This window comes from Providencia rettgeri (genome assembly GCF_023205015.1).
GTDB lineage: Bacteria > Pseudomonadota > Gammaproteobacteria > Enterobacterales > Enterobacteriaceae > Providencia > Providencia rettgeri_E.
The window spans coordinates 3,182,902-3,194,724 of the sequence record NZ_CP096258.1; the positions used below are offsets into that span (position 1 = coordinate 3,182,902).

The 11,823-nt window shown below is 40.7% G+C and carries 10 protein-coding genes; 2 read left to right on the forward strand and 8 right to left on the reverse strand.

Going from position 1 to position 11,823, the window contains the following annotated elements; translation table 11 throughout:
* Positions 1-59 precede the first annotated feature (59 nt).
* Positions 60-680, reverse strand: coding sequence for a malonate decarboxylase holo-ACP synthase (locus M0M83_RS14540; protein ID WP_125891450.1), 621 nt, complete (start codon positions 678-680; stop codon positions 60-62).
* Positions 681-890: 210 nt separating this feature from the next.
* On the opposite strand from M0M83_RS14540, the gene M0M83_RS14545 reads away from it, so the two are divergent.
* Positions 891-1,859: an FUSC family protein gene (locus tag M0M83_RS14545; protein WP_125891451.1), complete on the forward strand. Its 969-nt coding sequence runs from the start codon at positions 891-893 to the stop codon at positions 1,857-1,859.
* 137 nt (positions 1,860-1,996) lie between these two features.
* Positions 1,997-2,638, forward strand: coding sequence for an NAD(P)-dependent oxidoreductase (locus M0M83_RS14550; protein ID WP_248466810.1), 642 nt, complete (start codon positions 1,997-1,999; stop codon positions 2,636-2,638).
* 104 nt (positions 2,639-2,742) lie between these two features.
* Here M0M83_RS14550 and iolB read toward each other — a convergent pair whose 3' ends face one another.
* The 7 genes from iolB to iolG form a co-directional block, all read right to left on the reverse strand.
* Positions 2,743-3,573: a 5-deoxy-glucuronate isomerase gene (gene iolB, locus M0M83_RS14555; RefSeq protein ID WP_125891453.1), complete on the reverse strand. Its 831-nt coding sequence runs from the start codon at positions 3,571-3,573 to the stop codon at positions 2,743-2,745.
* A gap of 148 nt (positions 3,574-3,721) precedes the next feature.
* The gene (gene iolE / locus M0M83_RS14560; protein WP_213914174.1) at positions 3,722-4,615 is read right to left on the reverse strand and encodes a myo-inosose-2 dehydratase; all 894 of its coding nucleotides are present in this window, start codon (positions 4,613-4,615) and stop codon (positions 3,722-3,724) included.
* A gap of 30 nt (positions 4,616-4,645) precedes the next feature.
* Positions 4,646-6,550 (reverse strand): bifunctional 5-dehydro-2-deoxygluconokinase/5-dehydro-2-deoxyphosphogluconate aldolase, encoded by a 1,905-nt coding sequence (locus M0M83_RS14565; protein ID WP_125891455.1) that lies wholly within the window; start codon positions 6,548-6,550, stop codon positions 4,646-4,648.
* A gap of 25 nt (positions 6,551-6,575) precedes the next feature.
* Complete coding sequence (locus M0M83_RS14570) at positions 6,576-7,709, reverse strand: Gfo/Idh/MocA family protein (RefSeq protein WP_248466811.1); 1,134 nt, start codon at positions 7,707-7,709, stop codon at positions 6,576-6,578.
* 314 nt (positions 7,710-8,023) lie between these two features.
* The gene (locus M0M83_RS14575; protein WP_213914172.1) at positions 8,024-8,452 is read right to left on the reverse strand and encodes a PTS sugar transporter subunit IIA; all 429 of its coding nucleotides are present in this window, start codon (positions 8,450-8,452) and stop codon (positions 8,024-8,026) included.
* Between the two features lie 61 nt (positions 8,453-8,513).
* Positions 8,514-9,920, reverse strand: a complete 1,407-nt coding sequence (locus tag M0M83_RS14580; protein WP_125891458.1) for a sugar porter family MFS transporter — start codon at positions 9,918-9,920, stop codon at positions 8,514-8,516.
* 385 nt (positions 9,921-10,305) lie between these two features.
* On the reverse strand, positions 10,306-11,292 hold the full coding sequence (iolG, locus tag M0M83_RS14585; RefSeq protein ID WP_125891459.1) for an inositol 2-dehydrogenase: 987 nt from the start codon (positions 11,290-11,292) through the stop codon (positions 10,306-10,308).
* Positions 11,293-11,823 lie beyond the last annotated feature (531 nt).

Consider the following 11,823-nt stretch of genomic DNA (forward strand, 5'->3'; position numbering starts at 1 on the left):
TTTAACCAGTTTGCTGGCAATTCAAGCCACGTTTGGTTGTTTAGCAGGCAAATCGCTGCCTATAACTTTTCATCCCAAGGGTCTGACGTCATCACATCGCCAAGTGGTGTATGTAATGTAACTTGTTCATTTTTAAACCACTCTGCTAATGAAAACCCTCCTTTCGGGGTTTCGATATGAATATCGATTGGACAATATGGCGTATTAGCCTTAATAGCAAACTCAGCAAAATCTTCTTTTTCTTGAGGGTGTGGACAGCGAATGACCACATCAAGGTCGCAGTCTGACAGCATACTTTGAATATCTGTCGCTAATGTGTAGGCACAACTGCCTGCAACCCCCCAATGCCAAGGCCATTTAGTTTGTGAAATTATCCATAGAACTTGAACTGGTGGTAATGCAATAAACATAGAACGTTGTAATTCAACAGAATTAGCAACCAATGACTCAATATTCATAATGTGCGTGATCGCCGATTTTTCAATCTGAGTTGTCACTCGTTGATGCGGTTTTATGCCTCGGATAGCAACTGTGAGTTTATTATTTTCTGCTTTATCTCGATAAACGGTCAGAGGGAGTTTATTGTTCCACTGTGAGGCGACCCATTCTGGAAGTGTATCTAGCGCAACGTCTTCATTATTACCAACCCAAACAAAATCATGCGGATTAATTATTTGCATTTTATTACCTTTATGATTGCTACGACTGCTCTTCCCTATTATGCCTTTTTTGTCACATAAAAACAGAATATCGCACCCAACAATTTTACTAATGTCATTTAGTGGTTGCTTGTCATAAATACTGAGTTATCACCTTGAAATACCATGCCACATATTATTTAATTACCTTATTAATTAACAAGTTAGATATCTTTTTATGAGCATCGCATTATGAGAACGTTTCCCGCTATCCACGATGGCATTATTTTTACCAGTTGTATGTTTTTTAGTGCCGCAACCGCTTTTGTGATTTTAGATGCACAAGCCGCAATGTGGGCAACGTTCTCTACACTGTACTCATTCAATTTATTTAATGCGGCAAAAGAATATAAAAACTATGCCTACACGGCTGGTTGTTTGTTAATGATTTTAGTGGCTATTTTTATTGGTGATACCTTACGTCTCGGTACTGCATATTATATTTACCTCGCCATTTTTTCGTTCATTTATTACCAATTGTATGGCACGGATCCCGCGATGGATTTAACCATGAAATTTATGATTATTATGTCGACAATTGGGACCATTTTACCGGATATATCCAAGAGCTTAGCGCTGGGTTTTATTATTGGTAGTGGGGTCACATTAATTACGTATTATATCCTTAGCCATAAAATGACTCGTCACAGTGTAATTACGAGTGCTTTGGTTGAACAAAATTTGTTTACGCTAAGAAAAAATATTATTCCACGTTCAATGATTTATACTTTTGGGCTATTACTCACACTTGCCATACCACGCAGCATAGATTTAGGCCACTTTTATTGGACATTACTGACCTTCGTTTTTGTATTGAATCCAAAATCACAAAGTATCGTTAAAATTACTTTGCAGAGGGTCTTAGGCAGCCTTATTTCTGTCTTATTACTGTATTTTTTGTTTAATCTACCATTTATGCCATACATCGGTTTAATTGCGGTCGTGGTGTTTGCCTTTCTAATGCCGATGAGTTTTCATCACGGATATACGTTTATGACATTTGTTGTGACAAGCTTAATTTTGTCTATTCTTGAGCTCGTTATATATTGGCGCCATCCTACTTATGAACTCTTGTTTGACCGCGTCCTTGAAACTGCCTTAGGGGGATCTATCGCCATTATGACGAGTATTATTTTAAAGTTATTTAGAGAAACGAAATAAATTCAAGTATATTCCCCAATCAGAACGTCTGTTCTATACTCAAAAAAGAATAAATTGGAGAAAGCATACGTCCTAAAACCTAGCCCTATCAGTATCATTATTCTTGAGTGCAATATTCGAGCAAAGGGGAACTGAAGATGAAAATATCAATTATTGGCGCAACAGGTTTTGTCGGCAAAGCATTAGTCGCTGAAGCGTTACTTCGGCACCACCAAGTGACGGCGATTTCCCGCCATAGCAATCAATTATCTCAACATGCTCACTTAATCACTGCTGTAGGTGATATTACCGATATTCCATGGTTAACTTCTCGGCTTAAAGGACAGGATGTCGTCATCAGCGCGTTTAATGGCGGCTGGCAAAATCCGAATTTGTATCAAGATACCGTGGCTGGTAACCAAGCCATTTTGCACGCGGTACAAAAGTCGAAGGTAAAACGGTTTATCGTCATAGGTGGTGCAGGTAGCCTTAAAATCGCCCCCAACGTTGATCTCATTGACTCCCCTGAATTCCCCGCTGAAATTAAACCTGGAGCCCAAGCAATGCGGGAGTTTAAAAACCAGTTACAATCCATCGATTCACTGGATTGGACCTACGCCTCCCCTGCGGCAATGCTTGAAGAAGGGGAAAGAACAGAAACCTTCCGTCTTGGTGGAAACCAGTTATTAATGAATGGTCATACTCCCGCTAAAATCTCAGTTGAAGACTTTGCGGTGGCTATTCTTGATGAAGTGAATAATTCTCAGTTTATTCGCCAACAATTTACCGCAGCATACTAAATTTTGACCGAAAAAAGCCGGTAAATATTTACCGGCAAAATAGATAACAGATTTGGTGTTTAACTTATTTTATTCACTTATCGCTGGCTTTCTTCGCAACTGACTTACTTTTCACGATGCTTAGCGGCATAGGTCTCACTATTTACCCAGTTATGGTCTTTTTCCCACGTAAATAACCATTTACGTGTTGGTCCGGCCATCACATTAAGGTAATAGTTATCATAGCCAGCCACTGTCGCCATTGGGTGGTACCCTTTTGGCACCATAACAACATCTTTGTTGTACACCGCCATACACTCATCTAACTCGCGGTCGTCAGTGTAAACACGCTGCATACAAAAACCTTGAGATGGATTTAACCGGTGATAATAAGTCTCTTCTAGATAAGTTTCATTGGGTTCATTATCAGTGTCATGTTTGTGGCTTGGATAAGAGCTGGTGCAGCCCTCATCGGTAAAGACTTCCACAACCAACAAGCTATCTGCCGCTTTATCATCCGGCAGAATGTTATGTACATAGCGCTTGTTGTAACCGTGGCCACGTTGCTCTGCACCAATATCATCCGGCCCGATTAAACGGGTTGGATAAGTGCCCTTTCCTTTGGCGCTGCAAACCGCCAGTTCAAGGTCAGTATCGGCGGTGACCTCAGCAAATTCTTGGGCTGTCACATACACTGCGTAAGGTTTTTTACGTTCGAAAGGATCCATACGGTCGCCAATATTTTCAAACGTTTGAGCAGGTGTTTTAATCGTCGCTTTACCTGCCACTAAAACTAAGCACATTTCATTTTCAGAAGCGGGTAAGGAAATAGACTCACCTTGCTTTAGTTCATACACATCAAAGTGAACATAACCCCAGTTAGCGATTTGTGGAGTGATATGCTGAGTACGCTTATGTGCATCTGGAGCATGATATTTCGACAATAATTTTGACATAACTTTCCTCTGACACTTTTTAGGTTCTAGATAGGTAATTCTTTTCAGTCAATAACCGTTTCATCAAGTAAATAATTCAGTTTGTGGCTAGGCGGCTAAGGTCGGTGAACGAAGCCAACAACGCCACAAACTGAAACATGACGACGATTTAGATCAAGCCCGCTTCTTTCGCTAACTTATGCAAATTATTGTAGCCTAGCGTTGCATACGTCAGCGGATGCGCAATTGCAGGGTCTTGCTCTGCTTCAACCACTAACCAACCATTTTCATATTGGCTATTTTTCAATACCTTAAACACTTCAGGGTAGTTAACGCAGCCATCACCAGGTACAGTGAATACACCCGCTAATACGGCATCTAAGAAGCTGGTTTTACGGTTTTTAACATCTTTTAGGACATCCGCACGAACATCTTTGCAGTGCACGTGATTAATGCGTTTTGCCCAGCGTTTCGCCACTTCAACAGGATCTGCGCCAGCAAAGGTCAAGTGACCAGTATCTAGCAATAAACCGACTTCATCACCCGTGTGCTTCATTAAGTTATCAACATCTTCAGCGGACTCGATCACAGTTCCCATATGGTGGTGATAGGCGATTTTAACCCCTTGAGATAAGGTATATTTCGCAAATTCAGTCAGCTTTTTACCGTATTCTTCCCATTGATCCGCAGGGAACAATGGACGCATATGAACCGGTTTGTTTTGGTCTCCATGAATGCAATGCGTCACTTCCGCGAAAACCATCACTTTAGCGCCTAAATCACGCAGTAACGCTAAGTGTTCTTGTACCGCTTCAATTTCTTCTTCCACACTGCGAGATAATAGTTCTCCCGAATACCAGCCTGAAACCAGTTGTAAGTCATGCTGTTTTAAAATCGGCCCTAGAATCTCCGCTTTACGTGGAAATTTATTACCTAATTCAAAACCAGCAAAACCTGCTTGACGGCCTTCAGTTAAACATGTTTCTAGAGATGTTTCTGCCCCTAAAGTGGGTAAATCATCATTCGTCCATGTCAACGGATTAATACCAAGTTGGATTGCCATGATGAAGCTCCTGTGTAGGTAAAAGTAATATTATTTACGCTGACGCCATAGGGCTATCAGGTTTAAGTAATTGGTTTTAATTTTCTGCACCAGCTCATCGTCATTGATTTCACCTTTCATCCACTCCAACGAAGGCTTACCAAATAAAGTACGACCAACGGCAAATCCTTTGACGATTGATTTCCCAGCGGCTGCATTGAAACCTGCTTGCAGTTCTGCTTGCGGTGCATCAAGCCCTAATAGCACAACACCACGGCAATATGGGTCACGTTCTTGAATTAATTGATCAACCGCATCCCAGTTTTCCGCTTGCAGTGGCGGTAATTTCCACCAATCTGGTTTGATACCTAAGTTATAGAAGCGTTTGATTGCGCGTAAATACAGCTCATCATTACGTTCCATATCCGCAGGCAATATCACTTCGAGTAGTAATTCATGCCCTGATTGGCAACAAGCGCTATACACTTCCTGAACTGTTTTTTCTTGCTCTAAGCGCAGTGGGTGGTTGTCTTCTGGATGGAAGAAGACCAAACATTTCACAATATGCTCTTTTGGCCAGCTAATCAGTTGAGAACCAATGTTTCCGTGCTCTAAACACAATGGTCTTGATGCAGGTAGCTCAATTGGACGGCCAATCCACCAGCCACGTCCAGTCACATCATTCAATACGTCTTGACCAAAGGTACTGTCGCAAAGTAGCCCAGCTTTACCTTGTAAATTCGCTTCTTCAGCCACTTCACTGCTGGCACGGAAAATCAATTTTTTCAGATAAGGGATACAGGAAATATCAACACCTGCATTACGAGCCATATCAACGAATTGAATACGATGGTCGAATGCCATAACACAAAGTTCATTCCATTGTGTACTCCGTGAAGTCACACGGTGTAGATGATTTAGCATTGGGTCGAGATCTGGGCGCGGTACTGCCGCAGCACGCTCAAGGTAATTATCTAACTCGATTTTTGTTGGCATTGCAGGCGCACAGCCATGGCGCGAAACCACTAAAGCCCCACAAGCATTCGCGTAGGCGCAGGCTTTTTCCCAACCATCACCGTTTAAATAACCACGCAGTAGACCAGACATAAATGCATCGCCAGCACCTAATACGTTAAGAACTTCAACTCGCACCCCATGAACCGTGATCCCTTCGTCCAACGTTTCTGGGATCGCCCCGCTGAATACGGAGCAGCCAAGAGAACCGCGTTTACACACCAGTTCCGCATCCGTTAATTGGCGAATGTTCTTGAGTGCTTGTACCGTATCCGTTGTCCCGCCAGCAATATGAAACTCTTCTTCTGTCCCGACAATCAAATCGAACATCGATAACACGTCTTGCAGTTGTTGCGTGACGCTATCGGAAGCAATAAAGCGCGTTTCACCATCACCCAGTGAGGTCAGCCCCCATAAGACAGGACGATAATCGATATCAATCGCTGTTTTGACGTTATTACGTTTAGCATATTCCAGTGCTTTCAATACTGCCGCACGCGTTTTCGGGTTCGATAAATGCGTTCCTGTAATTGCCAAACAGCGCGCAGATGCAATATATTCTTCAGTAAAGTCGTCAGGCGTAATTGCCATATCCGCGCAGTTATCACGATAGAAAATTAATGGGAAAGTATCCTGATCTTTAATCCCTAAGATAACTAATGCAGTTAATCTGTCTTTGTCCGTAATAAGATGGCTGGTATCACAGCCTACACGCTGCAATTCCTCACGTAAAAAGCGCCCCATGTGTTCATCCCCCACACGGGCAAGCATCGATGATTTCAACCCTTGTATTGCAGTGCCGAATGCAACGTTTCCTGAAGAGCCCCCTAAATATTTAGCAAACGAGCTCATATCTTCTAAACGAGAACCTATCTGTTGTCCGTACAGGTCAACGGCAATACGGCCCATACAGATAACATCTAACTTCTTCTGCTTATCCATTAATTACCCCTTAACTACAACAGAATTAATTGATTTCTTTTACTTTAACCCAGCGCTGCTCTTCATATGAGCGTTCAATGGCATCTAAAATACGCGAGACTTTCCAGCCTTCTTCAAAGTCAGGCCACATGGGTTTGCCTGTTGCAACACCATCAATTAAATCGCGTATTTCGACCGTTTTTTGATCATTAAAACCAATACCATGACCCGCAGCATTACAGAATGGTGCATAGTCTGGGTGCTCTGGTCCCACGAATATTGTTTTGAAACCTTGGCGGTTGCTTGGTTCATCATGGCGATAGAGCTTTAGCTCTGCCATTCTCTCTTGGGTGAAAGACAGCGTTCCTTTGGTACCTGTCACCACATAGGTCAGCCCCATTTTACGGCCTGCAGCAATACGGGATGTTTCGATAACCCCCATCGCACCACCGGCAAAGCGTACCATCGCATGGGCCTGATCTTCGTTTTCCACAGGAACCATCACCGATGACCCTGCTTTTTCTGGGCGCTGTTTAATCACGATATCCATATCACCGCAGACGGTTTCAATGTCTCCTACGAGGAATTGCGCCATATTAATAATATGTGCAGACAAATCCCCCAGCGCACCGAGCCCCGCTTTTGCTTTAAAACAGTGCCAGTGAATTGTCGCATTAGGGTCAGCCATATAGTCTTCATTATGAGTTCCATAAAAATGGATAACTTCGCCGATTTCACCATTAGCAATGATTTCTTTCGCAAGTTGCGAAGTGGGGTTTTTCATGTAGTTAAACCCTACTAAGGTTAAGACACCGGCCTTTTTAGCCGCTTCAACCATCTCCTTTGCATCTTCAGAATTAAGTGCTAATGGTTTCTCACAATAAACATGTTTTCCATGCTTGATAGCTTCCATTGCCATTTCTTTGTGCAGGAAATTAGGCGAACAAATATCCACTACATCAATATTTGGATCTGCAACTAATTTGCGCCAATCATCTGTAGCACGGTTAAAACCCATTTCCTGCGCTCGGGTTTGTGCTAGCTCAGGGGTAATTTCTGCAATCATTTCGCGAACCAATTTCCCCTGCAATGGAAAAACGGTTGGTGCTTGTGCATAAGCAATGGCATGAGCTCGCCCTATATAGCCAGTACCTATCATCCCGATACGGATCTCTTTCATCTGTTCTACCTCTCGCTCATTTCCTATAGTGCAATGGCTGGCCCAATATTCGTTCCAGATTTTATTTCAATAATCATGTTATACGGAACATTCATTTCACTTTCAATATTATTGGAAATATTAATTTCATTATGTGATCTAACGTTAACTTTTGATGTAATTAGTTAATTTATAAGAAAATAAACATTCAATTCAGAGGAGTAGAAAACAATAGAGGCGTAATAAAGCGGAATAAAATGAAATAGAATAACTAAAAATGAAATTTATTGAGTATGGGATCTGACAAAAATCCCATACTCCCTTAAAAATCAAAACTAACGATGAAGAATACTTAAAAACTCTTCTTTACTAGAGGTCAGAGACAATGCATTTGCAATAAATTCGTCACTGAAAATCAACGCTATTTCCCTAAGGACATCAATATGTTCCCTTGATTTTGCAATCACACCGATTGCGATAAACATCACATTGGTTCTATCCCATATAACACCATCAGGGAATTGAAAAATTTCAACACCAGTATGCAAGATAATATCATTAGCTGACTTAGGGAGATGTGGCAATGTGATGCCATTCCCCAAGAACGTTGATATTTGTTGTTCTCTTTCCGTTAGGAAATGGACACAATCTCTATCAACATAGCCTTTATTTTTACATTCCGTACCCACCATTTTTAATACTTCAGCTTTATTTCTTGCTTGGCAACCTAAATGCAAATTACTTGTGGTCAGTTGTTCTATCATATCCAACCCTCGATTAAGTTAATTAGGTATATTCACACCATCAATAATTAATAATTAATAATTACATTGATGAGAGTTCTTCTTCTAATTGTTCTAATGATTTGTTTGATGTTTCTGGCAATAACTTCACAACAAAAATGATAGCTAAGTAGTTTATTACCGCAAATATTAAGAATACTGGGCCTAAACCAAGTTCAGCTTGTAACACAGGGAATAAATAACTCACAATCGCATTCATAATCCACATAAAGAAGACCGAGATCCCCATGGATAACCCACGGATTTTAAGTGGAAATAGCTCTGCAAGTACCACCCAAGTTAAAAAGCCCATCGTTCCTTGCATAACCCCTACAAATACCGCGCCAAGTAACCAAATTAATGTGGCTTTAATATCCCCGGTTAAGAAGTAGTCTGCTGCTGCAATTAATAAATGTAACGATGCCATTAGTGCAAAACCACCAACTATCAGTGTTTTACGCTTAAATCTGTCGACAAGGAATAACACCCCTATCACCATACCACCGACAGAAAAAACACCATTTAATACGTTGAAAACTAAAGAGGTTTGCTCAGAAAAACCCGCTGTTTTGAGAATTTCTGTGCCATAATACATAATAACGTTAACCCCAGTCGTTTGCTGTAATGCCGCCCACACCATCCCAATTAATACCAATTTAAAAATCCAAGGCGTGTTAAAAATTAACGCTAAATTTTGTTTATTGGCATTCGGATGACGTTTAGCTTCCGCAGCTTCAACATCTAATAACGTCACGATATCTTCATATTCTTGAATTGCACGTTTTTCAGGACGAATTTGCTTCAGTATTTTCAAGGCTTCTTCACGACGGTTTTTACTCATTAACCAACGTGGGCTTTCAGGTGCTTTCCACATACCAAATAGCAGGCAAAATGCGGGGACTGCTTGTACCAATAGCATATAACGCCAGACATCAGGAAGGTGACCCCAAATAGAACCAATAATCGCATTAATCGCAAATGCCGCTAGCTGTCCGATAACAATAGCAACTTCATTTAGTCCAGTGAGTTTTCCCCGCATTTCAGTTGGGGCAACTTCAGAAATAAATGTCGGTGCCGTCACCGAGGCCCCACCAACAGCAAAGCCCAATATAAACCGTGCAATAAGAAGAACTTCAATATTTGGTGCAGCCGCAGATAAAAATGCCCCAAATAAAAACAGAAATGAGAGATAAAGCAAATAAGTACGGCGCCCAATAAAGTCAGCGATACGACCACCACAAACACTGCCTAATGCTGCCCCCACGAGCAGGACACTCATTACCAGCCCCTCCGTGGTTGGTGTTAAGCCCATGTTTTCTTTCAGTGATGAGAACGCACCATTAATGACGCCTGTATCATAACCAAATAATAATCCACCAAAGGTTGCAACTAAGGTTATTTGATGCAACCTTTTTCTCTGTTGTTGATTGAGATTCATGATTAATGACATATTATTACCTTATTATTTGAATCATTATGTCTTACCAAGAAACAATTTTTAAATATTTAAATAAATGCTCAATATTAAATAATGAAAGAGGTTTCTGGCACTCTATTTGAATCGCTACTTTGCTAGCTTTAGGCCTGATCTATCAATTTATTGAAAATCGTTTTCGCAAATATAAAACGACAAATACATCAGTTAAATTAAAGAAAGTAAGATTGTAAAAAGCTCCAATTAATCTCGGAATATTGAAAGCCCAAAGAGTATTAAATAAAATGTAAGGTCTATATTTTATATATTCATTTATAAATGAATATATTTTGTATTGCGGCCAAAAATAGATTCTTAACCGCAATTTTATAAACAAGCTAAATAGCATTCACCGTATGAATTACAATTTGACTTCTTTACCTGTTTTTAATGATTCCAGCGCTTTGTCTGCGAGATACAGAGCCAGTTCGCCATCAGTACCTGTCGTTTCAGACTCTGCACGGCCTGCTAAGATATCAACAAAATGCTGCCACTCTGCTTTGTATGCTTCATGGTAACGTTGCAAGAAGAAATACTCTGGCTTGGCGGATAAGCATCCAACTTCACTTAACAACGCAACACTATTCTCTTTAATATTACCAGCCGTTAATAAGCCTTTTTCACCATGTAATTCAATCCGTTGATCATAGCCATAACCCGAACGACGGCTGTTCGAGATGGTCGCCATCGCACCAGATGGGAATGTTAAGATAATAAACGCGGTATCAATATCACCTGCTTGCCCGATAGCAGGGTCAACAACATTGCTGCCTTGTGCGTAGACAGAGCAAGGCTCTTCGCCAATCATAAAACGCGCCATATCAAAATCATGAATCGTCATATCTCTGAACATACCACCCGATACTTTGACATAATCTGCCGGTGGTGGTGACGGATCACGAGACGTGATAATTAAAGATTCTGCTTTACCAATCGCACCTTGTTGGAATAAGTTTTTCAAGTGGCGAAATTGAGGATCATAACGACGGTTAAAACCAATAAACAATGGAACATTATGTTCTTTCACGCTTTTTAAACACTGCTTCACACGTTCAAGATCAAGGTGAACTGGTTTTTCGCAAAAAATCACTTTTTTATGTTTTGCTGCGAGTTCGATTAAATCAGCGTGTGTATCTGTGGCTGAAGCAATTAAAACACCCTGTACATTAGGGTCTTGCATCGCTTCTTCTGTTGTCTGTACTTTTGCTTGGTACTTTTCAGCCAAGGCAACCGCATTGGGTTGATAAGGATCGATGACAGAATAAAGTTGAGTTTCTTTATGGCCGGCAATATTAACAGCATGAACCTGTCCGATACGTCCTGCGCCGAATAGTGCTATATTGAACATTCAAATGCTCCTTGATACCTTAAATCCACTATTTGGATATTACGGAATATACCAAATAAAACGTTCATTTCAATTTATAATCTTTTGGAAATTATATTTTTGGGCTCTAGCTAACAAATGTTATATTAAAGTGTATTTTTAGTGTTATTTAGATCACAAATTGACAATGCAAGCGGCCACTATTTAACAATAAAGTCTGTGCTCCATGGCACATTAGTTTTCCAGTGACTCTTTTTTATTTCTTCATGCTTTAATAAATAAAACAATTATTTCAATAACATTGTTTTTAAACCATAAAAACCATAAAAAAACCCAGCTAAAGCTGGGTTAATAATCCAAATAATTCGATCTGTATGCCAGCAGCAGATGCGGGCTAGCCGTCTCCCATACAACTTAAAACATGGCTATGTAGAACGACAAGTGGTAACCACTCTGTAAATGAATACCAAAACAATCCCTACTAAATTTCCAGTAACAACCCTACGAGTAACATCTGACACGAAAAATATCCCTCGACGGCAAAACACCGTC